At 46.3% G+C, this 26068-nt stretch carries 30 protein-coding genes and 1 pseudogene; 5 read left to right on the top strand and 26 right to left on the bottom strand.

From position 1 onward, the window contains the following. Nucleotides 1-11: 11 nt before the first annotated feature. The 19 genes from traN to mobH all read right to left on the bottom strand — a co-directional run bounded on the left by traN (nt 12) and on the right by mobH (nt 19860). Complete coding sequence (gene traN, locus ACGHZ6_RS25065) at nt 12-3230, bottom strand: conjugal transfer mating pair stabilization protein TraN (protein WP_390619452.1); 3219 nt, start codon at nt 3228-3230, stop codon at nt 12-14. Nucleotide 3231: 1 nt separating this feature from the next. Further along, a complete protein-coding gene (locus ACGHZ6_RS25060; protein WP_390619451.1) occupies nt 3232-4239 on the bottom strand; it encodes a TraU family protein in 1008 nt (335 codons plus the stop codon). Further along, on the bottom strand, nt 4236-5411 hold the full coding sequence (locus ACGHZ6_RS25055) for a TrbC family F-type conjugative pilus assembly protein (RefSeq protein ID WP_390619450.1): 1176 nt from the start codon (nt 5409-5411) through the stop codon (nt 4236-4238). The genes ACGHZ6_RS25060 and ACGHZ6_RS25055 overlap by 4 nt, the downstream gene beginning before the upstream one ends. Next, complete coding sequence (locus tag ACGHZ6_RS25050) at nt 5398-5946, bottom strand: S26 family signal peptidase (RefSeq protein ID WP_390619449.1); 549 nt, start codon at nt 5944-5946, stop codon at nt 5398-5400. The genes ACGHZ6_RS25055 and ACGHZ6_RS25050 overlap by 14 nt, the downstream gene beginning before the upstream one ends. Beyond that, nucleotides 5939-6301 carry a hypothetical protein gene (locus ACGHZ6_RS25045; RefSeq protein ID WP_390619448.1) on the bottom strand — a complete coding sequence of 121 codons (363 nt, stop codon included), beginning with the start codon at nt 6299-6301 and terminating at the stop codon, nt 5939-5941. The genes ACGHZ6_RS25050 and ACGHZ6_RS25045 overlap by 8 nt, the downstream gene beginning before the upstream one ends. Beyond that, entirely contained in the window at nt 6298-6948 is a 651-nt protein-coding gene (locus ACGHZ6_RS25040) for an HD-GYP domain-containing protein (RefSeq protein ID WP_390619447.1), read from the bottom strand. The genes ACGHZ6_RS25045 and ACGHZ6_RS25040 overlap by 4 nt, the downstream gene beginning before the upstream one ends. After that, a complete protein-coding gene (traC, locus tag ACGHZ6_RS25035) occupies nt 6945-9482 on the bottom strand; it encodes a type IV secretion system protein TraC (protein WP_390619446.1) in 2538 nt (845 codons plus the stop codon). The genes ACGHZ6_RS25040 and traC overlap by 4 nt, the downstream gene beginning before the upstream one ends. Then, nucleotides 9475-9642, bottom strand: a complete 168-nt coding sequence (locus tag ACGHZ6_RS25030) for a hypothetical protein (RefSeq protein ID WP_390619445.1) — start codon at nt 9640-9642, stop codon at nt 9475-9477. The genes traC and ACGHZ6_RS25030 overlap by 8 nt, the downstream gene beginning before the upstream one ends. Further along, a complete protein-coding gene (locus ACGHZ6_RS25025) occupies nt 9632-10312 on the bottom strand; it encodes a DsbC family protein (protein ID WP_390619444.1) in 681 nt (226 codons plus the stop codon). The genes ACGHZ6_RS25030 and ACGHZ6_RS25025 overlap by 11 nt, the downstream gene beginning before the upstream one ends. 69 nt (nt 10313-10381) lie before the next feature. Further along, entirely contained in the window at nt 10382-10759 is a 378-nt protein-coding gene (traA, locus tag ACGHZ6_RS25020) for a TraA family conjugative transfer protein (protein ID WP_390619443.1), read from the bottom strand. An 18-nt stretch (nt 10760-10777) separates the two neighbouring features. Beyond that, nucleotides 10778-11287 (bottom strand): type IV conjugative transfer system lipoprotein TraV, encoded by a 510-nt coding sequence (traV, locus tag ACGHZ6_RS25015; RefSeq protein ID WP_390619442.1) that lies wholly within the window; start codon nt 11285-11287, stop codon nt 10778-10780. A 25-nt stretch (nt 11288-11312) separates the two neighbouring features. Continuing rightward, the gene (locus ACGHZ6_RS25010) at nt 11313-12734 is read right to left on the bottom strand and encodes a TrbI/VirB10 family protein (RefSeq protein WP_390619441.1); all 1422 of its coding nucleotides are present in this window, start codon (nt 12732-12734) and stop codon (nt 11313-11315) included. A 1-nt stretch (nt 12735) separates the two neighbouring features. Beyond that, nucleotides 12736-13641 carry a type-F conjugative transfer system secretin TraK gene (locus ACGHZ6_RS25005; protein ID WP_390619440.1) on the bottom strand — a complete coding sequence of 302 codons (906 nt, stop codon included), beginning with the start codon at nt 13639-13641 and terminating at the stop codon, nt 12736-12738. After that, nucleotides 13641-14261 carry a TraE/TraK family type IV conjugative transfer system protein gene (locus ACGHZ6_RS25000; RefSeq protein WP_390619439.1) on the bottom strand — a complete coding sequence of 207 codons (621 nt, stop codon included), beginning with the start codon at nt 14259-14261 and terminating at the stop codon, nt 13641-13643. Before ACGHZ6_RS25000 ends, ACGHZ6_RS25005 begins: the two co-directional genes overlap by 1 nt. Next, nucleotides 14258-14539 carry a type IV conjugative transfer system protein TraL gene (traL, locus tag ACGHZ6_RS24995; RefSeq protein WP_390619438.1) on the bottom strand — a complete coding sequence of 94 codons (282 nt, stop codon included), beginning with the start codon at nt 14537-14539 and terminating at the stop codon, nt 14258-14260. The genes ACGHZ6_RS25000 and traL overlap by 4 nt, the downstream gene beginning before the upstream one ends. 135 nt (nt 14540-14674) lie before the next feature. Continuing rightward, nucleotides 14675-15304, bottom strand: a complete 630-nt coding sequence (locus ACGHZ6_RS24990; protein WP_390619437.1) for a DUF4400 domain-containing protein — start codon at nt 15302-15304, stop codon at nt 14675-14677. Continuing rightward, entirely contained in the window at nt 15261-15791 is a 531-nt protein-coding gene (locus ACGHZ6_RS24985) for a hypothetical protein (RefSeq protein WP_390619436.1), read from the bottom strand. The genes ACGHZ6_RS24990 and ACGHZ6_RS24985 overlap by 44 nt, the downstream gene beginning before the upstream one ends. A gap of 83 nt (nt 15792-15874) precedes the next feature. Beyond that, the gene (gene traD / locus ACGHZ6_RS24980; protein WP_390619435.1) at nt 15875-17707 is read right to left on the bottom strand and encodes a conjugative transfer system coupling protein TraD; all 1833 of its coding nucleotides are present in this window, start codon (nt 17705-17707) and stop codon (nt 15875-15877) included. A gap of 2 nt (nt 17708-17709) precedes the next feature. Then, nucleotides 17710-19860, bottom strand: a complete 2151-nt coding sequence (gene mobH / locus ACGHZ6_RS24975; RefSeq protein WP_390619434.1) for a MobH family relaxase — start codon at nt 19858-19860, stop codon at nt 17710-17712. A gap of 176 nt (nt 19861-20036) precedes the next feature. On the opposite strand from mobH, the gene ACGHZ6_RS24970 reads away from it, so the two are divergent. The 5 genes from ACGHZ6_RS24970 to ACGHZ6_RS24950 all read left to right on the top strand — a co-directional run bounded on the left by ACGHZ6_RS24970 (nt 20037) and on the right by ACGHZ6_RS24950 (nt 22879). After that, entirely contained in the window at nt 20037-20591 is a 555-nt protein-coding gene (locus tag ACGHZ6_RS24970) for a hypothetical protein (protein ID WP_390619433.1), read from the top strand. Further along, nucleotides 20584-20916, top strand: coding sequence for a hypothetical protein (locus ACGHZ6_RS24965; protein ID WP_390619432.1), 333 nt, complete (start codon nt 20584-20586; stop codon nt 20914-20916). Before ACGHZ6_RS24970 ends, ACGHZ6_RS24965 begins: the two co-directional genes overlap by 8 nt. A 14-nt stretch (nt 20917-20930) precedes the next feature. Further along, nucleotides 20931-22118, top strand: coding sequence for a DUF1173 domain-containing protein (locus ACGHZ6_RS24960; RefSeq protein WP_390619431.1), 1188 nt, complete (start codon nt 20931-20933; stop codon nt 22116-22118). 75 nt (nt 22119-22193) lie between these two features. Next, nucleotides 22194-22493 carry a hypothetical protein gene (locus ACGHZ6_RS24955; protein WP_390619430.1) on the top strand — a complete coding sequence of 100 codons (300 nt, stop codon included), beginning with the start codon at nt 22194-22196 and terminating at the stop codon, nt 22491-22493. Continuing rightward, nucleotides 22490-22879, top strand: coding sequence for a hypothetical protein (locus tag ACGHZ6_RS24950; protein ID WP_390619429.1), 390 nt, complete (start codon nt 22490-22492; stop codon nt 22877-22879). The genes ACGHZ6_RS24955 and ACGHZ6_RS24950 overlap by 4 nt, the downstream gene beginning before the upstream one ends. A 32-nt stretch (nt 22880-22911) precedes the next feature. Here ACGHZ6_RS24950 and ACGHZ6_RS24945 read toward each other — a convergent pair whose 3' ends face one another. From ACGHZ6_RS24945 to ACGHZ6_RS24915, 7 genes and pseudogenes are all read right to left on the bottom strand, one after another. Further along, entirely contained in the window at nt 22912-23196 is a 285-nt protein-coding gene (locus ACGHZ6_RS24945; protein WP_390619428.1) for a hypothetical protein, read from the bottom strand. Between the two features lie 11 nt (nt 23197-23207). Then, the gene (locus ACGHZ6_RS24940; protein WP_390619427.1) at nt 23208-23969 is read right to left on the bottom strand and encodes a hypothetical protein; all 762 of its coding nucleotides are present in this window, start codon (nt 23967-23969) and stop codon (nt 23208-23210) included. A gap of 148 nt (nt 23970-24117) precedes the next feature. Continuing rightward, complete coding sequence (locus ACGHZ6_RS24935) at nt 24118-24390, bottom strand: cold-shock protein (RefSeq protein WP_390619466.1); 273 nt, start codon at nt 24388-24390, stop codon at nt 24118-24120. Between the two features lie 9 nt (nt 24391-24399). Continuing rightward, a pseudogene (csrA, locus tag ACGHZ6_RS24930) lies at nt 24400-24552 on the bottom strand (carbon storage regulator CsrA); the annotation flags it as partial. A 49-nt stretch (nt 24553-24601) separates the two neighbouring features. Next, nucleotides 24602-24853, bottom strand: coding sequence for a hypothetical protein (locus ACGHZ6_RS24925; RefSeq protein WP_390619426.1), 252 nt, complete (start codon nt 24851-24853; stop codon nt 24602-24604). Nucleotides 24854-25227: 374 nt separating this feature from the next. Further along, nucleotides 25228-25776 (bottom strand): hypothetical protein, encoded by a 549-nt coding sequence (locus tag ACGHZ6_RS24920; protein WP_390619425.1) that lies wholly within the window; start codon nt 25774-25776, stop codon nt 25228-25230. Between the two features lies 1 nt (nt 25777). Then, nucleotides 25778-26059: a helix-turn-helix domain-containing protein gene (locus tag ACGHZ6_RS24915; RefSeq protein ID WP_390619424.1), complete on the bottom strand. Its 282-nt coding sequence runs from the start codon at nt 26057-26059 to the stop codon at nt 25778-25780. Nucleotides 26060-26068 lie beyond the last annotated feature (9 nt).

Genomic DNA, 26068 nt, shown 5'->3' with positions numbered 1-26068 from the left:
CCATTCTTCCTCTACTGTAGCACCACTCTTTCACAGTTAGTGCCATTCAGATCCCATCCTGCATCACAGCTATACACGTCCGTTTCAATACGCGGCACATACTCAGTAACAGTTCTCAGACAGGTTGTTCCTGAAAGGTTCCCGCCATTTGGACAGGAATACGTGTAGTAAGGTGTTGCCAGCGACCACTGAAAGTCGGGATGACCCCATTGAATGGGGTCAGGCCCCTGAACGCAGTACTTATTGCCATTGTATTCAAACCAGTCTCGCCAAGGAGGCGCACACTGTAGACCGGCATATGTCGCAGTTGCAGCATAATTGGACGCTACCTGCCTTGAGCATTGGGTTCCGTTCATGGCGTAACCACTCGGGCAAGAATAGGTCTGGCTTACATTGGCTGGTACCGTCTCAGTAACGTACTCTTTGCAACCTTCAATTACACAAGCGGTACCCTCAGCATCAACTGTTTGGTTGCCAGCAGCTTCGCGTCGGATCTCGTCAATATCTGAAGGCCCAATACGATCAAGGGCTCGCTGTTCGGCATCGGGTCTTGGATTAGAGAAAACATCAAGGTCGGATGATGCACCAGTCAGGCTCGCAATATTCATATCAGGTTGTGGCATCAGGTCATGCTTGGAAAGAAGCGCTGTCCACTCGCTAAGATCCACCTGAGACCAATCAATGCTGGCAACTTCAGTCATTTCTAAGCCGCCACAATCAGGGTTTTCAGGATCACCAAATGCCCGACTTAATTGCGGCCTGAGCTGTTCATTAATAATTCTTGATAAGGGTGAATTGAAACAGCAGTACGATTCTCTCTTCTCAACGCATGCCCCCAATATTTCGTCAGCACAGTAAGATCCAACATGAGTACATGACTTGGTATCTTTCTTCGCGGCCAACGTGAACTCATCCTCTTCACATTCATAAAGGATTTGGATAACCATAACTGCCACGACATAAGCTGTATAGACCGTCATCAATACATTGGCTGCACCAGCAATGTTTTCAACAATAGCCTCCCCTGCTGTCTCCTGAGCGACCTCATCAACTGCCTGGTCAGCAGCAGCTGCTGTAGCCGCATCAGCCCCCATGTTGGTAGCTGCCTCGCCAAGCATATCATTGATAGTATTAACGATCGCATCTTTAATCTCTTGTTTGATCCCATCGATAAACTGTGTAACGGGTTCAAAGAGCTGCGAAGTACTTCCTGAAATGTTTTCAGCATACGAAGTAAATGGCTCAGTAACATTCGAGATAGTCTTTGCGATCGGCTCCCTGAATGTTTGGTAAGCACTTTTAACAGCGTTACCATTTTCGAGGGACATCAGGCCAGTATCAAGTTTAGCTATTTGGAACATTGCGTTGATATATGTTCCGACTGAAGTATTCGTCGGAACATCACAACAGTCTTGAACCCCACCTACTGCGATTTTGCACTCGTGGTGCTCTCCACCAAACACCTCGCAAGTAACATCCTGTGTACCGTCCACTTCCACACAGTTCATATCTTGAGTCATGAACTGCGCGGCATTCAACAAGGCAGCAGTTTGAGCAAAAGAGTCAGATTGTGTCAGCTCCGGATCTAAACAATCAGCACCCATACAACGTATTGGACCAGCACATTCGATTTCAGTGTTTGATTCAATATCATCAACGGCAACGTCCTCACCACAATCCCATACTTCTTCAAACACATAACAGGTGCCATCTTGAGCTTGTGCGCCCTCTAAACAGCTTTGCTTTATGTAGCCACACTGGGGGTCATCTTCATAAGCCTGGCATGTATCTCGACTCCCGGTTCCACCCTGGACGCAGGTTTCAGTGCCTTGGGCATTTGTGAAGCAGTATTCCCCTTTAAAGAAATCATAATCGACATCAACATAAACTTTTTCACAAAGTTCTGGGATGTTAGGGAATGGCGATGGATCGAGGTCATCGTTACATATTTCGACCTCGTTGATAGTCATACAGCCTGTTTGAGCGGCTTGAGTAGGGATTGAAGTACATGTTACTGAACCGCTAGCGAAACCGTCATAGAACCCCTCTGCCGCATCGATACATTCCTGGGGTGTCCAAATATCTTGGACAACAACCTTTTCGGGATCGTAGTCAATCTGCAACCTAGCAAAACCTTCACCACCACCGGTAACAGAAACCCTGATTTTAAACCTTACGATGTCGCCCTCTGAGATAGAATTCAGGAACGCTTGGGTGATGTCAGTTCCTGGGTTTCGTACCCAGGAAGTACTTAGCTCACAAGCGCCTGCTGTCTCAGGAGGGAAATTATTGTTTGGACCGCTCCAGACCTTTTGTTCTTGACCGGCTTTACCGATCCAAATCTGCATGTAGTCATCCCATTTAGCATAGGTCAAAGTGACCCTTCTAATAGCATCTGGGTTTACTACAACAAATTCGTTTACCTGCTCGTAGACCGCGCATGAGCCGCCCCAATAGTTGTCTCCGATCCGACCGATCCACACATTAATTGAATCGTTATCAAGAGGAAGGATGTTGTAGGGGCCGGAATGGTGCTTCAAAATACCGGCATCGTAGATGTGGTCTACTTCACAAGCTGTAGTCCTATCAACCACTCGCTCGCAGGTTTTGTAGTCGGGAATGCGTTCTGTATTGGTGATTTCAGAAAACGTAGTATTTTGTGTACAGTCTCCGAACTCCGCTGAAATTTCATCAATATTCGCGAAAATATCTTTTGTCAGATTGAATACGGGATCATCTGAAAGGTCTGGCCTCGATCGATTCGACATATCGATCATTACCTTATAAGCCGCACCTGTAGTCGTTGGATCTGGTGAGTTTGCATCATCAAACAAACTAGCCCGGTTATGTAAACCGAGCTCATCCATATCTTCACCATCGTCACTGATTCCCTTCAGTTTCTCGATATCAACTGTACTATCTGCCGGAAGGAACTGATCCATAGTATGACCAGAAGTACTACTGGTACCGGGGAACAATTCATTAACATTGATGGTGGCATTCGGCAGAGTCATCACACCAGTAGCAGGATCGAAACTTGGTGGATTGTTGTTGTATTCCTCTACCAAATCTTTTCCGTGTGATTGAGCTTCTCGCCCAACAACTGAAGGATCTTGTGCGATCGAATGCAATGGGTATACAGCCATCGAAAAGGCCATAAACATGGCCATGAATCGCTTTATCGATGAGCTGAACGAGCCGCTGGACGATTTGAGGTTGTAACTATCCATTTTAATTCCCCGATATATTGCAGCAGTCGTTCCAGCGCCAAATTGTATAAATCAAGTCCTGTCCAATGGCTGGTATTGTTCGTCCCATACCCCAGGTAAACGTGCTTTCACCAGTTACATGAGCGTCATGGGTTTCAGGGATCGGATACAGCAATGTGTATTTGTACATCTCCTTGTTCAGGGTAACGTCAATCATCCCCTCGCACATTGCGTCATCACCCATAGTTCTGTGAGCAAGACCGCGCCGATGTAGGGCTGCAAGCACCTTTACTTTCAGTAGACTCGTGTTCTTAACAACGCTGCTCATGGTGTATTGATTGCCAGATAACGGGTACAACAAGCCCCAGCTGCCAGCACACCAGAACAGAGAATCGATGGGATTGCCTGCTGTGGACGAAACAGCATCAGCAGGGCAAGCTGCGATCGCAAGAGGATTGGCAACAGCAGCGGCTTCTGGATTTGCGAAAAAGGCGAGCTCATCATTGTTCCAGGTTGGATCAACCTCTGACATATACATCATGTCGAGATCCAAATAACCATCTGAGACGCAGCCTGGGTTTGTGAAAAGGTCCAACATAGTTAGCAGAGGAAAGGCATAGTAGTGATAATGCATGAACGTCCCTTGCATGCCTTGCTTGCCACCTTTTTGGTGATTGCCCTGATTGATCCTGTCGAAAGGGAAACGAACACCGTTAAGCACAGAAGAACAACCAGGCACCCGTTGGAATTCAACTAACCGGGCCGGTTGCCACATCGAAGTCGTAATGCCTGGGTGAGGTACTCCCAGATCATCCTGACAAAGACATAGTGGGCTATCTACCGCTTTGGATGGTGGAGTGTCACTACCGGCGTTCATAGGAATACCGGCAACCCTGATAGGAAATACGCAGTCCCAGCAAATATCAGTAATCAGCTTGCCAGATATGACTTGAGCGTCCTGACAACCAGGATCAGCATGAGCAGTCAGCCCTGAAAGGAAAAGAATTATTCCAACTACCAGTTTCTTCATTGCTGGTTGTCCTCCACATTTGCGAGTTCCTCGATGCGAAAGTTTTCATTCTCCGCAGTAATAATTGAGGGAGTCCTCTGTATGTCGAATCTGCTATGTACGTCCGAAGTTAAGTTGTACACAGGGGCATCAAATCGATCTGTAATTTTCTTGTAGGAATCCCAACCGTCCGCTCTATCAAACTGAGTGACGATTAGTGTGATCTTAGAATGGTCTTTACTTAACTGTTGAAGGCGCTCTTCGACCAGGCCGACCTCGGTTTTATTTAGCGGGTCAAAGACTACAACGGCCTGGGTAAAAGGTCGGAGTTTTAGGGGGTTAATCAATGTACCTTCAGGCACCAGAACTTTACCTTCAGCATCTTTAATATCAGCAGTAATACGAATCGAAGGATCGAGATATCTAACGGCAGGTTTCGTTGCCGTAGGAAGGTGAATGAAATTCTGCTTATCCCAGTAGTTGTTTATCGCATCTTCTTTCTTTTGCGCCCAATCAATACCTGCAACCTTTTCCTTCATAACTTCAATAAGGTCGCGTTCTTGGATGTCTTTAACAGGGCCTCTAACACCAAAGTTTCCGTCTTTCCCATCTCGAACTTTCCTGTGCAGCCAGTCCGGCGAAGAAAGCCCAGCAACACGGGCAACTTCTGAGGTCTTATCCTCATCGAGATAAAGAACTGTAGGTACTTTCGTTACATGGAAATCCCGGAACAGAGTCGGGTCAATAACGACATTAGCAACAGGTGATTGTTTAGCTGCAAGCTCCTGAATCGAAAAGATCGCTTTAGCAAAGTTCTTCTCATCTACTACACCGCGAAAGGCGACAATTACACCCTCTCCAACAGATGATTGATAAAAGATTTCTTCCAGGGACTCACTACCAAGTGACATTGAAGCAAAAATTACAGTCCTACCAGCGAGCTTAGGCTTTGATTCAGGACTCATCATTGGCTTCAAACCATTATCATGGTTTGCTATCAAATCAGCAGCCTGTCTTTTTGCTTCGACGGTATGAGGATTAACAGGCAAATTCCATTTAGGAGAGTCTTTTCTTAACTGCTTCGCCATCTCGGCAATTTGTCTGTCTTCATCAGTAAGGACACTCTGAGCAATCGACGGTGCCGCAATAAATAATAGGCAGACAATGGATACTGTTTGTTTAAAAAAGCGCATAAGCACGACCAACTATTTTGTCACGGTGAATACTGCCCCAATAGCGAGAGTCGAATGATTTAGGGGACGTTCCTAAAAACCAGAATTCATCCTCTCCTAAGGTTGTTTTTCCATGGAAATCACTTTCTTTTCGTCCCAATTTACTCGGTGCAAGAGAAAGTCCAGCCTCCGAAGCATTGCCATTGATGAATACCTGGCTGTTGCTCCGGACCTCTATTAGGTCACCCGGTAGGCCTCTCATGAATTTCAACATCTTTGTGTTTTCTGAATATATTGGGCTCAAGTCCTTAGAAAGAAACATGTACAGTTCGCCACGCTCGATACTCTGATCTTTCTTGTCCACAAGATAAACGCTGTACCCCGGTAAACATTTAACCTCTTGAGGGTCGCCCACGATAAGAAACCTTGATGAAAACCAAACACCAATCAGATATAGAACGACAAGAACAGCAAAAGCCTTGGGCAGGAAATGTACCCAAGGCTGCTTTGTTTTGATTCCAAGCTTTGATGCAATATTCGTTGTTTGGCTACTCATCGGTATCAGTTCCCTCACCGATTGTGCCAACTGAAACATCATCCTTTGAAAGCATTAGATCTTCCGGAGCTGAAATAATATTTTCACGCGGGATTACCAGAAAGCCTGCATCTTTGAATTTGTTGATTGCTTCTTGAGTTCGAGCGAAGTGACGCTGAATATCCTCTTTGGGAGAGCCGACAGGGACTGAATCCAGTGCCAGCTTAGCCATATCAACTACGATAACTGGAGGTCGTAGAGCCACTTCATCTTTGACAGCATTAATCTGTGGCTGCAAATACAGGTATGCAGCTAAGAATCCAAGCACCGCAGAAATTACAGCAGATAAAACAATATGATCGAATTTTACAGTCATTGTGCCATCACCCTTTTTGGCTCTTGTGGATACAGTTCTTCGATTACATCATGGGTTTTCTTGAACGCAACAACCGCCGAAGGATCAAATGAGATTCCAGATTCGCTGACTATGTACTCGTATATCTCAGTAGTTGATAATGCGTCCTTCCAGGGCCTTGGTGACATTGCAGAGTCATAGGTATCAGCGATCGCTAAAATCCTTGCTGAATGAGGAATATCAATTTCACGAGCGCCTTGAGGATAACCAGTTCCGTCCCAACGCTCATGGTGAAAAAGGATACATTCACGGATGAATTTGATCCGTCGTTCACCAGTGATATGTCCCTGTTGAATGGCTCTATCTACTTCTTCTAAGCCACCCATAACATGAGACTTCATCAGTTCATAATCATCTTCTGATATGGCTGATGTTTTGTTGATAACTGCCTGCTCAATGAGGGCCTTGCCAATATCATGATATTGGACGGCCTCAAGAAAGTTTTCCTTATCACCGGGATGAGAAAAATAGTTTTTGTAACTTTCAGAGGTTTCCACTAATTCACTTTGAAGTACATCGCAGATCGCCACTATGCGATCAAGGTGTTCGATCGGCATGTTGCTATGGGATTTTTCAATCATTGCCAAGGCGGTATTGGTAACTATCATCGCATCATCTCCACAGCTTTAGATGGATCAAAACTATTTCTCTCTTGTAGGATCATATTGATCGCTTCACTAACGGACATACCATTGTCGCAGTAGCTCTTGATCTTATTTACGTCCTCCGCTTTGGTAGAGTAAAGGAGCTTCTGGAAGTCATTAACAATCAGTCGCCCCACACCGCGGCCAAATTCACTCTTGATGAAGATTTCTGAGTAGATACCGGGGATGGTATGGACCGTTTTTAGCTGCTCATAGTCATATGCAGAAAGCTCCAGCCTTCCCTCTTTCTTCATGCTGTCGATTGTTTCCGCCTTTTGTCCCAGCAACAGTGTGGTGGCAGAGTTCTCAGAAATGGCCCTTCCTGTAGAGCTATCAAAGAGGTCGTTAATACTCTGCGTGACGATGACAACAGAACCACCATACTTACGGAAACGACGATATCCAGCTTCAATGAATTTCGCCACATCACCCTGAGTCAACAGATCCCAGGCCTCATCAATGATAACGACCTTCTTTCTGTTCCTGTCTCCTAAATACATTTCCTGCTGTATCTGATATATCAGCTGGAGAAGTACAACCTGTTGAAGGTGCTTACGACTTTTAAGCTCTTCAAGCTCAAGAACTGTGAACTGACTATTGAACTGGACGTTGTTCACTCCGTTCATAAATCGGCCATAGCTACCTTTTGAGGTAAACGCATACAGCTGAGAGCCAACATCTCTGACACGTTCATCTTCATGCTCGAGAAGTGCATCAGCAATATCATCAACGGTTGTCTCTCTGAATTTCTCCTTCCAAACTTCATTGAGAGTCTTTTTTAGCGCCGCGATCTGGAAGTCGCTTAATTTCTCGTTTGGTGCTGCCATTGCCTCAAGCAAACCAACCAAAGCATCTTCTTCGCCATCGTCGTCGTCATCATCAGGATTGTAATCAGCATCAGGTGCGCGTGTCTCTGCTGTGCCATCAAGGCTCACAACCAGAGGGAAAGGATTAAGACAGGCTTGAGAAGATGATCCGAAATGCAGGAAATCGCCATTGTAGGTTTCGCACAACTTTTCATATGACCTACCAACATCAATAACCCAAACCTGAGCACCTTCACTCATATAGCTTGAAATCATTTCATTGGTCATGAAGGACTTACCGGAACCAGACTGAGCAGCAACCACAGCATTCATATTTGAACCGGTGTCATGGAGGCTGAATGTCATCACCTGGCCATTCCTGGACAACAGATTCATATGAGGTGTACCGGTGCCCTTCCACTCCCCAAAGATAGGCATCAGTGGTGCGGCCTCTTTTGCCGTCAGCGTTTTGTGGCGGTTAAGGTCATTGACCGCTTCTGCATCACAGCACAGCGGTACACAATTGATTAGGATCGGCATCTGAATAAACCGATCAACCATGATTTCAAATCGGTTTGTTCTCCAGAAGTTTCTTGCAGTCATTGCAGCAGTTTCAACTTCCTCTTCACTCTTACCAAAGACAACAACATGGTAAGACATCTTCAAAGGCTTCTTGCCGTCCTGCATGGAATCGTAAATAGCGTCGAGATCCGCCTTTTTATCCAAAAGAATTGGTACAAACTTAACCAACGGCCCACTAGCCTGGTTTACAGCAAATTGACGCTTCCGTTCAATCTTTTGCTTTTCGCTATCGGTCTCCGGGAAAAGAATATTGGTACATACCAAGTAATGAGACCTTACACCGCCTAGACCTCCAGATAGGTCTCCAGCGTTCACAACCGCATCACCGAAGTACATGGTTTCCGGCCTACGCTTGGCACTTAGGCACTTGGCATAATGGTCGCCAAGCTTGATGAAATCTTTCGAGATTTCGATACCATTTTCAAAGTCGAGTACTTGATCACAAAGTGGTTTAGTCTGGTCCCAATCACAAGCATCAACACGCCAGGCGCTTTGAGCGCCCCAGTTGAACATAGTATTCATAACACGGACCCATTCTTTGGCCGTGAGTGAAGTCGGACGAAGCTTGATATTATCTAATGTGGTCTGAACCTTAGTACGAATTACACGGATATCATCATATTCTTTTGGAGTAGGCTGCTCAGATGAAATCGGAACCTTAACACTGATAATCAACTTGAGATCAAAAAGGTAGCCAAGGTCATAGATCCCTTTGTCCGATTGCAGAACCATGTTTTCACTGGTGAAGCTCTGCAAAAATGCAGCTCGTTCAGTCACAATTTGCGACAACAATGAATCCCTGAAGCCATCTCTCAACCCCATCATTTCGTACATCTCCCTATTAATATCAGGAGATCGGTACAGAATGACCTGCATTTGCGTATTTGGCGGATACTGCTCATTTAATAGAGAGTTTACCTGCTGCTCGATCTTCTCATCCGTACCAGTAAGTGGCGAGCATATAAAACCAAATGCCAACGTCTTGTCGTCACAGAGGAAAAGAGAAGCATCCTCATCATAAGCAAGAACAGGAAAGAGTGATGACGCACGAACATCTTCATTGATCAGCCGTTCTTGCTGGCGCTTCTTTAGGGTAAAAAACTCACTCATGAGACTCACCTTGTATATCTTTGTCTTTCTTTTGGCCGCTTGAACCAAGAAGCCCTTTAAGAACTGTTTTAGTAATCAAACTATTATTCGCTGGCTGTTCTCGAACAGGGATTTCCTCGTGATCAACCTCAGGATTAACATCAGCAACATCAGCTTTCATTTTCGATCCACTTCCAAATGCCTTTTTCTGCACCAGCTTTATAACGGCCATCAGGGGCGATCATATATGGAACCGCGTTTACACCTACAAGCTGAGCAAAGGTAAGGGTTAGATCATAATATTTGGCGTCACACTTATTTTTCTGTGGCATTTTTCCAAGCCCATTATTCATAAAAGCATCAAGTGCATTGGACTTGTCTTTGGCACAGAATAGTGACTTTGATTGCCGGTTTGATTCTTTGCCAAGGGCTGGAACAACGATTAGTTTGAAAGTGTATTCACTGGCTCTAGTCTGTGCTTCAGTGACAAACTTTTTGCAGAATCCACATTGAGGATCTACAAAGCTATAAACTGTTTTTGGCCCGGTGCCGAAAGTGATGACATTCATGCTGTCAATCGGTAGGCCAAATCGCTCTACATTAATGTGTTTTGTTGAATATTCGATCTCTTCAATCGTGTCGAGTGTCACTTTGCTCCAACTATCAGTCAGCTGGCCTTGAAACACATATCGCCCATTTTTGGACATAAAGAAAACTTCGCCATTAACTTGAACGGCTTTAAGAGAACCAAGTGGGATCTCTGTTGACTTCTCTACATTAGGAACAGCTTGACCAGCATATGCACCAACAGAGATTGAGATTATTATTAAAGCCCTAAGTAGATTTTTCATTCATTTGCACCTTTTATTAAAAGTCGCTGCACCACCGAAATGATGCAGCGAATTCAGCCACGAACCGGATTAAGAACCCAAGCCGTTGCTCAAAGTGATGACGGCCTGGGTAGCAGCAGGAGCGTGCTCCAGAGTAGCGGTCATTACGTTGTCGATGATGGTAGGGGCGTTATACAGACCAACACCACCGCCAATACCAACCGCGAACGCCATCAGAGACTGACGTGCAACACCGGCGATGATACCTACCAAAATCATTGCACCAGCAGCGATTTTACCGAGGGTACCTTCCATCCAGTCAGTCAGGGTTGTCCAAACAGTGTCAAATTCAGTACCACCGGTACCGGCCATTGCCGACTCTGGCGCTACAACAGATACTGCTACCAGTGCCATTACGGCCAACATGCTGAAGGACTTGGCGTTCATGTTTTTCATTGCTTCGATCATGGGAATCACTCCATAGGTTTACTTGGGTTGTTTGCTGGAGGCTTCCAGCGGCTTGAATACCTTCCTCTGAGCTCGAGCCGCAGATTCAGGTTTCCCGATCACCCACCTACGAGGTTCAATTTCGGTATAGATATACCCTGGAGAGATGAGAGCACCACTGCTCACATCTTCCCAAGAAGCTACCCATATCCTCATGACCTTTGCAGGTGTGCGAACTGGAACTGGACGATCAGGCAGATTTGGAGTTACAAAGTTATCAATCACTGGGTCAGTAATTGCCTGTGGACTCATTACCTCTGCCTGGTCGTTAATTTCACCTTGATCCCCTTCAGGATCACGCGGGTTATTCTCTTTTTTCACGGTTTTAGTAGACTTAATTGACTGACCGCCACCCGTAGCCTCATAGATGTCTCTGGTTGCCATACACTTTGTACCTTCAGGCAAACCCTTACATCCATATTCAGGGTTACCGAAACTGGCGCAACCTGAGAGCACCGTAAGCAGTAATATTCCTAACAAGATCTTCATACCTATCTCCTGCATAATTCGACTGTTACTTAGCCTTTTTCTTTGGCTTTGATTTTTTGGTTGAAGGTTTACGGATATCGAGCTGGAAACCTGACGTAAGAACAATGTCGATGGTTCTCCCTGCATCTACTTCAATCACCGGGAAGATCTGATCAGCCATATCCATGTAGTAATCTGCCAAACGAGTCATGGCCTCACTGGCACCTTTCGACGTACCGTGACGAGCAGCTTCAGATGAGAAGTTGTCTTGATAGACCTTGTTAGAAGAAACACTGTCGGTTTGAATTACAGGTACAGGGCTGGTATCAAATGCTTCTGCAACACCAGCTGCGAAACCAGCAACAGCTGTTTTGGCGATCAAGGAACCAGCTTTTGAAACCAGACGGCCACGAATACCAGCCTTCCCGTCTTCGCCAACCGCGTATGCGGGGAACTCCTCCTCAATCACTTCGCCATCATTTGTGATGCAGGAGAAAGTTTCTCCCCTCAAATACGCACGTTCACTACTCAGCTCTCCATATCCAGCCAATGTGACATGGCACTCTTTGATGTCGGCAGTGAACTCATTTGGCAGAAGTGCTTCTTTCTGGATTCTTACCAATACAGGAAATGGATCTTTGCGAGCCCCTCTGCCTGTAGCAGCGTCGAGACCGTTGAGCATAATCCCTGACAATATTGATCCAGAAGGCAGAAATATCTTTTTCTCCTTCTCTTCATCGTCAGTGCTTTGCGCAACACTTTCTGTAACGAAGATTTGGAGACCGCCACCAGGTATTGCACCATTACGAAGACTTGGCGCTCCCGCAGCTGGGGCCGGGTCTGCTGGTCTTACTGGCGCAGTTCTGAAGTAGTAGCTTGGGTCACGCTCAAGTCCCTCTTCGACTCTGTTGGTACTTTTGGGCTTGTCTTTAGCAGCTGGGGCTGTTGCAACATTTGACTTGCGATCTGACTTTGATTGCTTCGGTTGATCACCCGCTTGTCTCTGTCCATCAACGGTGTAATAACCTTCCTTAATATCCTCGACTTCCCATCCCGTCTGCTTAGCAAGGGCTGTAAGACTTTCCAGTCTGCTTTGGAGAATACCAATTTGTCGCGTAACATCTGGATCGTTACCTCTGCGGCTACGAACTTCCTTTAGCTCGCTTGTAACACGATCAAGCTGCTTTCGGAGATCTCCGTTTTCAGATTCAACGCGCTTGACTTTGGCATTCAGTGCATCAATACCAATTGAACGAGTATCAGTGTCGGTTAATACACTTCGTATAACAGTATCCCTGGTTTTAGTTCTGCCTTCTCCATCACCACCAGTGATCATACCGATTAACAAAAACATAGCGCTGACTACCAAAACTACAGTTGCACCACGTCTCTGGTTTGGGCTCATGTTGTCCCAAAATCCATCGAGCTTTAGTTGCTCAAGGAGTCTTTTCTTTGGGGCTCCAGCCATTTTATTTACCCCCGCTTAGCAGTGATGGGCGATCGACTTTAATCTCTTTGCGATAGTGCTTTTTCTTCGCAACATAGATTTCAGTCATTTCACCTGGCTCCAGGGCATTCCTTGGATATGCAGCAACAGCAGCTACATCCCAAGCACCGCAAGTGTCCTCGACGAACTCAATCGGCTCAGGAGAAGTGTTCTTGGCAACGCCGATATGGACCACCAGGTTGTGACCTGTGACCGTTTGGCCAGCCTTAAAATCGAATTCAATTCCTGTCTGTCTGCACACAGGGAGCACTCCTGAAGCGACCTTGAGGAAGCTATAACCGCTAGGTAGCTCACCTAAGGCAAGCCCCTTTAAGAGAGATTCAATAGTTATCAGGTAAGGTTGGGCTTTCTCCCACTTCGCTGCCTTCTTTGTTACTCGGATTTCATTGCCCTGAGTCTTTGGAAGGTTTAGAAAAATCTCTCTAGGTGGGATCTTCTTTGGAATCAGGGTAAGAGATAATGCTTGCTCCTCACTGCCCATCTCTGTGATAAATAAAGTAAGAGGCGATTCGTTTGTGGTGCCGATATACACAACATTATCTCGAACTTCAGTGGTTGCTTGAGAAGATGTTGTAACCTTTGGGTTATCGTAAGGAGTAACGATTCGATTGAGGTGCGACACTGCCACTTGAACAATCTCATTTACACCTGACTGCATCGTAATGTGGCTTTTATCGAGATTAACTACTCCTGGGGCATGCGCTTTTGCTGGCGCAGACTTTTTCCCAGAATCTTTTTTGGGCGGCGGAGGGGTAAGGTTGGCTTTTGCTTTTTGAGCAGAAACAACCGGAATCATTGGTATGTCATTCTCAGCGTGAGACAGTGAAGTCACCGCCAATAATCCCGCAAGCAAAGTGATTCTCAACATTAGTTTTTACCCCCTGAACGTCTTTCTTCTTGCTTTTGCAGTTGAGCCAGCACCTGCTCGCTTCGTGGTTTTCCTTCATAGGTATTGATATCGACGATGAGCGGAGCGTAGTTTTCAATCTTTAATCGATACTCATAGGTGCGATCTTTGCGATCTTCGTTGCCCGTAGAGCCTTTGATGAACGAATACCCATAAACAAAAACCTTGTCAGTGGTTGTCTCGTACTCAACAACTCTGGGCTCAAATCTCATCGTGATCCGGTCATCACGTATATCCTGTGCCTGAATTTCGAGAGTATCGATAACTTCTGAATAGATAGCTGGTGAAAGCAGAGGCTTCAGCCGTTCCTTGAGGAAATCGACATTTGCTGGAGTGACATTCCCTGTGAGCTGAGCAAGGTGAAATCCCCACGCTTCTTTGTATGACTGGGACGCCGCCCCCTTGGAAATCCAAGCCTCAGATGCCAAAGCAGTAGGCTGGATAACAACAATCTGGTCCTTGCTGTTAACCATGTACAGCAGGACGAGAACAGCTACTGCCAGACCCACATTTGCGAATCTGTTAAACCTGTTTTCGGTAAGGGCACCTTCATGGGTATTCAGGAAATCTCCGATCTTCACGGGAATAGCCTCTTAATAAATGGATTGATCATGGATCGCCCTTTAGGCGGAATAAAACCTGCTGCGTACAACATGTGGAGGAAATAGCCGTCAGGGCTGTTGTCACGGAACTTTCTATACGCAGAGGTAACAAGGAAGCCTGCAATGGTGCAGATCAAGGCCTGGCCAATGAAAATTCCAAAGGTCAAGCCCAGCAGCATGGGGGCCAGCTCATCGGCACTCCAGAGCAGCATATGGGGCGGGTCATCTACCCGGCCTGGGATTTTGATTGGCTGCACAATAGCCTCCATCTAAATTATCAGTGAGGCTATTGTGCAGCAGTGCGGGCGAATCACCCTTCTGTAGGAATACCCGAAAAGGTGTTATTTTCTCGTTTCGGGCAATTAATTTTGAAGTCCTGAGGTGAAGCGGAATTACATCCGCTTCTGGAAGTTTCCTATCATCAGACCGGCCATAACGCAGGCCACCATGATCGCGGCAGGGATGATTACAGGGTCAAGGACGATGGGAGCCAAGAACAGCGCTACCAAAAAGACTATGATGTACCCTATACCCTGTGTTGAGTATTGATGTAGCAATGGAGATGAATAAGCAAAGTTCGTTCGCTTAATCCGCCAAGTTGTTATGCCGTCAAACACAGCAGGCACCAGGAGAATCAAGAAGTAAGGAAACCAAGTTAATAAAAGTGCGAATCTGGCGAGAATATGGTAGTACGCATTGGCTACAGCTTGAAGCCGACTCTCAGCCCACTTAAACCATCCACCCCCCATGTTCTCCATGCCGGTGCTGTTATCTCTCTGTTCCTCGGTCGGTATCAGATGATTCCGGGCGGCATTGTAGTATCCAGTTTCAATAAGTGTGGTGTTAAACCAGAGTCGGGCTCGATCATGTACCCATCTATGCTCTTCTTGCCCAAGTCGTATCTCAAGTAGCTGAGACTCTTCTTCAATGACCCGTGCCGTCCAATCACCAGGGATAAGGACAAGAACTATAATAGCCTCAAGCGCAATGACCCACAGGACCAACCATAATGGCTGCTTCATGCTGGAATCTCCTCATTGCTTGTCTGAAGTTTTTGGGAATAACTTTTTTATATAAGTCAGAAGCAAAGTCTTCTGGAATCGACTTGTTCTCCTCAATAGTCAGCTTGTCCCTATTAGAGCCCCATTCATATAGCGACTCTTCACTGGTAGCAGTCCAGCACTCCCCCTTATCAGCATCAATAACCTTGATATCACCAATAGCTTTCGCTGTTGCAATACAGGCACTGATAAAAAGCTTGAGCCTTTGGTTAGGTGGAAAATGCTTTTGGTCATCTTCCAATGTTTTTGAATATGCATATAAGCCTGCTCGTAACACTTCAAAAACTACCGATTCACCATTGAATAAAGTTGCTTGGGTGTATCTCTCACTCAATGTAAGAATAAAATCATCTACACCGATCCATTCCACAACCAGATGATCGTATGCTTCCTCCAAAGCAACATCTGATTGGCAAATATCATTTTTTGTTGGTATTGCACATTTCATCTCAGTGGACCCTGTAATGCTCATATCAGCGAAATATGTCTTCTTCACGATTATTGACCAATTTCTTTTCATGTATTTAGTTGTCAGCCGGTAAGAATAGGCAGTCTGCCTTTAATAATTACTCCACCTGAAATCTTTGCTACGAATTCAAGATTTGGGAGCATACCTAAGAGCTGCGGAGGGAACAGATCACCTTCTTCCTCCATAAGACGCTCGCCAGTATTAGCAGAAAACATCAATGGAGATTCACTTTGAGAGCTCATGCCTTGAGTTCTCATAACGTGTTTTAGTCTGGTTTTCGGCAAGTTATCTGTTACAAACTCCTGCGTATCTTTGTCTATCACTCTCAAGGAATATAGGTTGTTGATATTCCCGAGAACCTGCCTTGCCTTTTCTTTACTTCCCAGTCTTGTTTCAAAATCCGCAATTGTTTGAGTGGCTACAAACAGCTTCATTTTTGCGCCACGACCTTTGTTGAGTAATTGAATGGTTGGCTCATTAATAACTTCAGCAGCCTCATCCACAAAAATATTTACTGGGCGGTTATCGACACCAAAGTTATATCTATCACCAGCTACTGCAACCAGGTCAGAAAGGAACATAGAGCCAATGGCACTTCCAACAGTACTATCTGTCAGTGAATCCAGGCCAAGATATGCCACCTGAGCATTATCAATGATCTTCTTGTTATCGGTAATGATGCGAGGATCATTAACATCCTCGTAGTTCGGGCTCAACAAATCCCCCAGGTCGCCAGCGGTCAACATGTTCATGATTGGTAACAGGTTGGCAACCATTTTGGAAAAGTGCGTTTTATCATGAGCCTTCATCGATAGGAGGCCTTCCAACTCTGAGCTTGGTGCTACTGGCTGAATTTCCTCTTTGTACATTTGCATCATTGCACGGGCTTGTTTCTCATCGGTATTTCCAGCATCAGCTAGATACCGCTCAGCAATTTCTCCACCCCCATCAATGTTTCTTTCTGCATATGCAACACAGGCTTTTACCAGTATCTGCTCTACGCCCGTCTCAAGGAAACGCTTTAGCAACACAAGATTAGGCCGCTCGTATGCCATCACTAGAGCTTGGCTTATATTATTTAACGCTTGCCACCCAAATGATTTAAACGGATCTGCACCTGCCTCACTCGGTATCAATGCGGCGAGACGACTAGCAATTTCGGTTACTCGAGTGAAGTTTCTTAATGGATCAATCCTGGCACAGTCTTCCGGGAAAGCTGGATGGAAATTAACAAACCTCTCTGGTTGTCCGATCGCAGCACAGGCTCGTTTGGCATTTTCAGCAAGCTCTTTATCGCCCTTAGGGTCGATTATAATTACGGCCTCATTTCTGGCGATTGCTTGACTGATTAGAATGTCAAACATGCGAGTTTTACCCGAGCCAGTGGTTCCCACGATCAGGTTCTGTCCTTCTGAATGACTAAGAGCCTGCCTGATATCGGTTTCTTTTGGCTCAAGACCATGTATCCATGTCTGCCCAATATCTGCGGACTCAGCCTTATCAACTGTGTTGTCTACGATTTCGGACCAGTCACGCTTGAGGATTTCAAACGCTCGCTGAGCATGACGGTTTTCCCAGTTGAATCCCTTACCCAACCATATCGCATCATTCTTTTTGCCCATGTATTTTTTGAGCTTATCGATTTTAATAAACTCTAATGGTCGGCCCCTGAGATGACGCTGTAAATTAGCGAGCCTTACTGCTTGCGGAAGCCTGCTTAGCGCCATCGTTAAACATATACCTCCCATCCAATAGAATGGTTCAGGAGGCATGTGTGTGAGTTGATTCACCCCCAAAGCCACAGTGCCAGCCATAATCCAGGCTGATGCAGCTTGACCTTCGTAATTTGGCCTCCAAGGATTCTCGTAGGCCATTGAGTCGTATTTAATAGCCATTTCTATGCTCTAATGATCACTTGTTTGTTTTTAGGCTCATGCCTCAAATTTTGATTCTTTGAGAACACCAGCGGCATAGTGCTTTTATCAAGGCCGGTCTCTTCGATAATCAATTTGATGCACTTATCTGAAAGCGTGTAAATGGTAGATCCACCCTCTTCACTTACTGCCACATCCCCATGGATGTATTTTCCAAATCCTTGACCTGCTTGTTTTATCAGTTCATCCGCAACTTCAGCTGGAGTAGGCAGCTTTGTCTTTTCGGTTTGTTCAGTGTTCACGAGCCCTGCTGACAGATGATGCTTGATATACGGATACGCGACAGGCTCTACAACCAGATACTTCTTCCCGGATATGGTTGTTGTTTTATTATTCGTAATGGTGTCTTCCCTTAGGAGGCCGCCACAACTAAGTGTCGTCATTACTTCTTTAGGTGTACCAAGAAACTTGGCTCCCGAGGGAAAAGGGATTCCGTATTCACCCCCATGGAGTCTTTCGATAGCCTTCTTGCCAGCCCTGACTTGCTGAATCGCCTTTTCTATCAAATCCCATGCTTCACCTTCTCCCCTCTTGGGTGCTTCGACCTCCTCCTCTGCATATACAGGTGAAGGTGGCGGTTCAACAGCCCTCTTTTCTGGTGATGGGGGCTTGGCACTGTTACGAGCATCTACCTTTGAACCTTTTGGCCGGTCGTTCTTGTCGATCGGCTCCCCTGCCCCATCGTGAATAGCTGTATTACCAGCAGGCTTCTTGTTCTGTTCTTCTGCCATTGGGTGCTGGCTCGGTTCCATGGAATAGTATTCATCTGGTACCGGCACCTCATTGAGTTCTAGCTGAGGAGGGAGCTCATCCGAAGAAACAGGAATATCTTCACGCGGCTGTGAGCTTGATTCCTCTGATGGCTGAGCCTGAATTTCCGGACTCTCTACTGTGGGAGTTTCAGCTTTAGGTACAGGCTCAAAAGTAACCTTGACTGGTACCGGTGGCTCAGTACTGAAGATACGGCCAGGATCATCAATCTTGACGCACTCTTGAGGGACTCCCCCAAGGATCTCAGGGTATATCTTCCAGTAGCGTTCAGGCCTTGCTTCTGGAGTCCTGTGGTAAGGCATGATGTAACCGCGCTCAGTTAATATGTCCACCAGCGTTTCTGGGTTCCTTGGCACACCTGCCACGCGGTCCTGATCGAGAATGCTGTTAACGTCAGGCATCACTTGTTTCCAACATACAAAAACACCCTTATCGGTGTTCCAGATCACAGCGCCTTCCTCGTTTACTTTCTTGGTGGAAACCATTCTCCGTATAGCATTGAAGATATACGTCTCCACCGGCACACCATAGGCACTCTCTTCTGGCAAATCCTTTGAGGATTTCATGTCCTGTTTCACGCTGGCGCTATCTGCCTTAATCACGATCTCCGTGAGTTCATGCGTTGAAATCATTCCCTGCACAGCTTCGATTAGCGCAGCCATGATGTCTGGATCTGCTTCATTGAGGTATGTGCGGGACTGTACCGTTAGTACATTTCCCAGGCCGAATGGTGAAAAGGCTTTATGCCTGGTCTTTCTTTTGTCCCTCCACCGAATGAAATACCGATCAATTTCATTTGATTCTGCCCATACCAGCAGAGACTCTTCTTGAGGGTTCCAAATCTTGGTACCCGAACTATCCACCACATTGACATCGTAAAAGGGCTTGCCAAGGTCATGCAGCAGTCCTCCGAAGAAAGCTGCGAGCTGCCACCGGGGCTCTTTTTTCCGTTTCTCTTGAGGGGTATCGCCAACACAGAACTGATAGGCTTCAGCCATTTGGGCCGCATACCGACCAACTTCTAAACCATGACGGAAAAGACCTCCAGATCCTCTGTGGTGATGGGCTTCTGAGGCGGGAAGTAGATGAACGAATGCTGCATATTGCTCGATTACCGGCAATACAAGGTGGTCAAACTCCTCCGCATTGAACCTAAGAGTTGACCTAATTTGAGATACCAAATCCTTCTGACCATTGAGCAGCACCGTGACCGGTGCGACCGGGAACCCTTTTGCAAAAGGAGGATATCTGGTCATTTCATCGGCAAAAATGACCTCAGGATCTGGATTTTTGCTGCTTGAGGCATCGTCGCCCCAAAGTAATGACTTAATACGTGCGAGCAAGTGCCCATCCCCTATTCAACCTGATTTTGGATTTCAGGGATATAGTGCCACAGGTGCTCGGAATTCCTGTTTTGCAGAAACTACCTTAAAGGGGCTATTTGCGAGACAGGTTTTTGGGTGAGGTTGTTTAGAATGCAGCTTGACATAGATCTGCGTAAACCTCAGAGGGTAACGAAATGATACTGAAACGCCTGATTCTAACAGCAAGCATTACAGCAATACTTGCTGCATGCGCCAGCAACGATGTCGTTGTGGTAGAAGAGCCCATAGACGTTGCAAAAACCAACACCACCAGCAAGGATGAAACTGTCACCTGGAACAATAAATCGCGTCGTGGCGCAGCCTACTCTGAGCGAGGGTACCGCCATGTCTTGGCAGACAGAAATGTTGGTACTCTCCAGGATACACCGCCAGAGCCATCAATTTCAGCCAACCCGGCTGAAGTGATTCAACGAGCCACTTCAATCAAGTCCTATTCAGTATATGAGATGGGCCGCTGGGAACGCTTTTGTGGGCACGGAGCAATGGATTCCAAAGACTGGGATTTTGTCGCTCGCGAAGGTCGGGACAATATCCCTGAAACGCTGCGAGCCGATTGTTCTACACCAGCTTATACCCGCCAGGACTACATAGCCGCCTGGAAGAGCAAGTGCGATGGAACGGAACCTTCAACTCAAGACCTGGTGATCCGTAACACAACTATTGCTCCCCCCAAAATCTGCAATGAGTGACATCGAATCCTGCCGTCACCTCGATGTTGGATCTGAGGTAGCAGGGGCAAGGGATGCCAAAGATGAAATGATATCGGTCAGCAAGGCCGGACATGATCGCTTACTCGCATTTTGCGATGACTTGCAGATCATGCTTGAGGAAGCAAGCACTCGAGCAACACCGGCTGAAGCGATGGTTGTAATATCTTCTTGCCTGGCAGCTCTGACCGAAGACCACCCCCAGCTAAATAAAGCCTCCTCAGAATTTAAAACGCTCTTAAAAGGCCTCGATCTGAACGAGAGTCAATCTTGTGAACATGTCGAGCCACTATATAAAACCGGTTAGTAGAGGGCCGAACCATGTACAAGATTGGCGAAAATACTGTTAGCAGAGATGACTTCGATTTCACTCAGCAGCTAATGTCTGCTTACAAGGGGAAAGTCAAACCTCTTTGCATGTGTCTTCCTACGGGTGTTCCAATGTATATCGCCCATGTAGGCGACACCTATATCATCAAGCGAATGCCGAACAGTGGTGGAGATCACCATCCAGATTGCGAGTCCTATGAAATCCCTTCGGAGCTGTCGGGCCGTGGAGACCTTGACAACAAGGCTATCCAAGAAGACCACAGTACCGGGATTACTAAACTCAAGCTCGACTTCGCGCTTACCAAGAACAATACAACACGAGCTGCCCCTCAGGGCGAAAGCAGTGAAAAGAATACCGTTAAATCTGACCCGGCAAAACTTTCATTACGATCTCTTCTCCACTACCTCTATGAAGATGCGGGTTTGAACAAGTGGTACCCTCGCATGGAAGGTAAGCGAAATTGGTTTGTCGTTAGAAAGTATCTGCTTGAAGCGATCGCTAATAAGGTTGCCAAAAATTCGCCGCTATCCGACACCGTTCTTATCCCTGAAAACTTCAACCTGGATAAAAAGGATGAGCATGGCCATCGAATCAAAAAGCACATGATGAGCATGAGGCCTCAGGGCAATAAGCAGCCAGTAGGTGTCTTGATCGGTGCTGTAAAAGAGATTGAGGAAGCCAGGTTCGGTTATAAGCTGAAGGTTAAGCATCTACCTGAAGCTCCATTCTATATGGGTAAAGACGTATACAGGCGGATCTATAAGAATTTCCCAGTAGAACTTTCACTTTTTGAACAAAACGAATCTACTCATCTGCTTACTATCTGTACTTTTTTCTTGAGTGCTTCGGGCAACCCTCAGATCGACTCTATCTCATTCATGCTTACCGATAGTAACTGGCTGCCAGTTGAGTCTATCGATGACATGGAGCTCACAGAGAGAGCAACCAGTGGCAAGCGTAGCTTTATTAAAGGTCTTCGCTACAACCTGGCATCCACTGATGTCATTGCTTCCATGTTGCTTACCGATATCGAAGGGAAGCCAACCGCTGTTTATATTAGCCCTATCGAACCGAGTGATGAATTCAAAGAGAAGCTTGATATTGTTCTTTCTGAAAGTGACCTGGAAAGCTTCATCTGGGATCTCGAATCAGAAGAGATGTTGCAGCTACCCAAATAGAAGAATTGTTCAAGCTTGCAATTAGAGAATTGATGATAGCTTATTCATAGTTATCAACTCTTCAAGGGAAAGAACATGTTTAGCCCAACCGAAAGCGCGACCACCATTTTTGCTCTATTCAAAGTGGCCACTCAAAAGGTATGCAAGGATGCTGTACGGGTACCTCTTATCAAGCAAGCTGGCAGGCTTCATCAGCAATTGTGCGCCGTTGAGTCTGAGATAAACGCCCACCAGGCTAAAGGCTTCCTGGGCCGGTTAAAAGCTTCTCGGCGCATTTCAGTTCTCAAGGAACAGCTCAGCCAGCTAAGGCATAAATTCTTTAGCTGGATTATTGGCAGTGTAAACGCATTTGGTTTAACGGAAGGTGTGGCATGAAAGGGATCGATTTGAAAAACGAATATCCAGTAAGGGATATCACTATCCGTCGTGTCGGCTGCAAGCCTCAGTATGCGTTCTCCATGTCATTTCGTGCCGATCACTCCTCTACCCAGGCCTGCCTAATGTCTGCTGAAGCAGCTATAAGATCATGGGGAGCATTCGATAAGCCAGAGGCAAAAGAGAAGCTGGAGCTTAAAATCTGTTACATGGATGGGGTGAAAGGCCAGGTATCGTTACCTTTCAATGAAAAGCTCAGAATGAGGCGTCTATTGGTGGCTCAGATCGTATACGGCTATCGCGTAAACAGCCTTTCCACCGGTTTTATGATTGGTGATCCACTGGATTCAGAAGCAGAAGGAATCAGTGCCTCCATTTGCGCATAGGCCCGCTGTGGGCCTATGCAGTACCCTATTCTCTATTTCCTTAGTTTCAGCTTCCTGATCTCAAAGGGGGCAATCACAGCAAGCCACATCGCTTCTTTGATCGAATAGTATTTCGTGGAGAAAGCGGCATCTTCTTCATCAATGATATTGATACCTACACCGGCAGCCAGCCCGAGACAAACTACGACTGGTAGGGCGTTATCAGCATTCAGGCCAAGAAAATTCAATACCGTGGCCAATATCAGCAAACAATATGCATAAATATGCAGGAAGTTGACTGCCCGGTATGGTGCTTTCAATTTCATTTGTTCCGTCACAGTTGATCTCTCTATGGGCTAAAGGCCTCTGGCTCTTCATACTGCCATAATTGATTAAGGTCATCTATCAGCTGGGTAGAGTCCAGTTGCAATAGCTTTGCACTAGGGTTAGATCCAAGGAGCCCAAGCGCGATCATGGATTGAAGACTCCAGCCATGATTGAAAGACTCTCGACATATCGATCGATACAAACTCACCGCTTCTGGAGAGTGTCCGCGTTCCTCTGCCAAGACTGAATATTGATACCAGGCATCTCTGTGCTCGCTCTTTCCTGGCCTAAGAGAATTTTCGTAATACCAGCCACTGATAATCATCCTGGCTTTATCGAATGCCGGAATGTCAGGGCTATTAATTATCGAGACCTGCTCGCCATCAAGGATGGTTACCGGTAGGCCCAGCTCAGCTAAATCAGGGCAAGCCTTTAAGCAGACCATTAAAGCCGAACAGCCTCTTTTATGCTCCCCCAGGAGTATGCTTATCAGCTCGGCTCCGATAATCCATCTTTCATATGCAGTATGGAACCAGTGGCCAAAGTGTTTGGTTTCAACTGGCGCAACCGTGAAAGCATTATCCAAGCGCTCAAGAAGTACTGGGATCGTTAGGTCAGGCTTAATTTTACCTGGAGGATCAGCTTTAAAGTGATTCCATGATTCGGAACCTGCGACGGCCTTTGCGCACAATTCGAGAATCTGGCTGTAGCTATACCCAGTATCGCTGGAAGCGTTAGAGAAGGAACGGGCAATTGCCTTTAGATGATCAATTGAATCGGTCATATTTCGCCTCAAATAGTGGTAAGCCCGTCATTTCCTCCACTAAATAGGGAAACATGATAATCCAATTGGGATGACTGTTTACGCCACGGGCTGGCGCTGGCTGCTAAGCCAAGGTGCCAACCTAACCGGGACTAAAAGAAAAGTCAATTCAGGCTACCAATTGGACATTCTTTGCCACCGGCCCGCGATCGCCCTCTTCGATATCGAAGGTCAATTCGTCACCTTCCCGCGCAACATCAAATTCACCATCAGCCATATCAGAAGCATGAAAGAAAATATTCCCCTCACCACCTGGCATGTAGATGAACCCAAAACCTCGATTGTGAACAATGTTGCTGATTGTCCCTGAGTGCTCTCCGTCATCAGGGAAATCATTTTCTGCGCGGTCATACTGAACCGACTGTGAAGGGCTGGGCCGCATGTATCCATGAATACGACGGTATATTTCATCGCGGTGAACAGCCACTTCTTTTGGCGCATTAACGCCAATACGAACCTGGTTTCCTTTGACTCCCAAGACGGTGACAGTAACCTCATCTCCGATCATTAGCGTCTCTCCAATACGCCGAGTTAGGATTAGCATATATAAAATCTCCTTCTCACTTCTTCCATCAAATGACTAAGCCAAGAACTCAACAATCGTGAGCTGTACCCTCTGTGTTGGCTTTTGTCTTGTGTTGCGCTCCAATACCGAGCGTCAAGAGGACAACGACAAATGCGGTACCAAAATCCTGAACAGGGTCTGCTGCTCCCATCAGAACACCAAAGTGCTTACCCGCATTCACGAAGCCAAGTGCGACAATGAACAAGAGCACGATGTTAAGCAGTGCTTTGTCCCATCGACACAGGAATGACTCTGCGCAAAACTCTGAAAATGTCTTCATGGCTAAATTCCTTTCCTTCACACTTCGATTTTCTCACGGCTTCCAGATATGCAAGCCCTTAAAACTAAATTTTTTCGTGATATGTGATAACTTCAAAATCATCTGGATGAAGCTCAATTTCCCTGGCTGTTTTCAACAATGCAAAGACATCACCGTTCGAGTTTACCCAGCAGTCGCAGACAACCCCTTTGGGAACGATCGTCGGGGAAGAGTCACCCGGTATATAAGGTGATCGTATGGCCCTCAGCATTTTCACGCTGCGAGGTACCCTTCCGTTGAATCGAACTGGGTACATTCGGCTCCGATATCCAATTGCCGGGCTCTGATTTGGAGCCCTGCCTGGCACAATAGTTCTGGCCACCGCCACCCCCACCTCAGAATTCAGAGAGGTCAACTTTGAGTCTGTCGCAGATCGCATCGAAATCACGGAGGTCTGTGTATCTGATTGACATAGTTCCTGCATGCTTGTTGTTCCTGTCAGGTGTAATTTCAAGCACAAAGCCAGTTTGAATTGCTATCGCATCTCTCAGCCGCCCGTAATACTTCAATGTTTCATCGTCACAAAGCTTTTCGTTTCCACCAATCTTGTCTCGCATCTTGGAAACGCTCATGCCTGACATAATAGTCTTGCGAGCAATCTCTTCTTGTTCATGCTCTGGTTGCCCGGCAATAGATCTAGCATGGGAGAAAGTGATTCGCCCTTTATGCAACAGTTCCTTTACCGGTGGCACAAGTTTCTTCGATATCGCATAGTACTGGCGTACCGTATAATCCTTCACATCAGCAATTTGCTTGAGCCTGTCTGGCTTATATCCCTGTTGCCTCAGGAATGTCAGAGTATCTGCGATTTGAGCATGCGACAGACTACCGCATCTGATCTTCTCTTCAGCTTCAACAGGATCTTCTGACACTAAATAGTCCATGCTATTTCTCCAGGATTGACCCGTGCCGGAGCAAAAACTCTGTACGATCCAAGATGCCCCATGAAAAAATATGGTAGTGGCCAGTTCTACCTTTGCTGTGGCTATCTGCCGTGAACCGTATATCCATTCCGAGGTCTGTTCGGATCTGGGCGATCTGTCTTTTCAGAGTTGATTCGGGTATTTGTGTTGCTTTTGAGATATCCTCAAGGGTTGGGGTATTGCTGTTTATTATTGCCGCTATGATGGAAAACTTGCGCCTTGCATCAGCACTGAGCTCACTCATAAATAGTTA

The sequence above is a fragment of the Maricurvus nonylphenolicus genome, assembly GCF_042854845.1.
Lineage (GTDB): Bacteria > Pseudomonadota > Gammaproteobacteria > Pseudomonadales > Cellvibrionaceae > Maricurvus > Maricurvus nonylphenolicus.
This window is presented reverse-complemented; position numbering and strand designations above follow the sequence as displayed.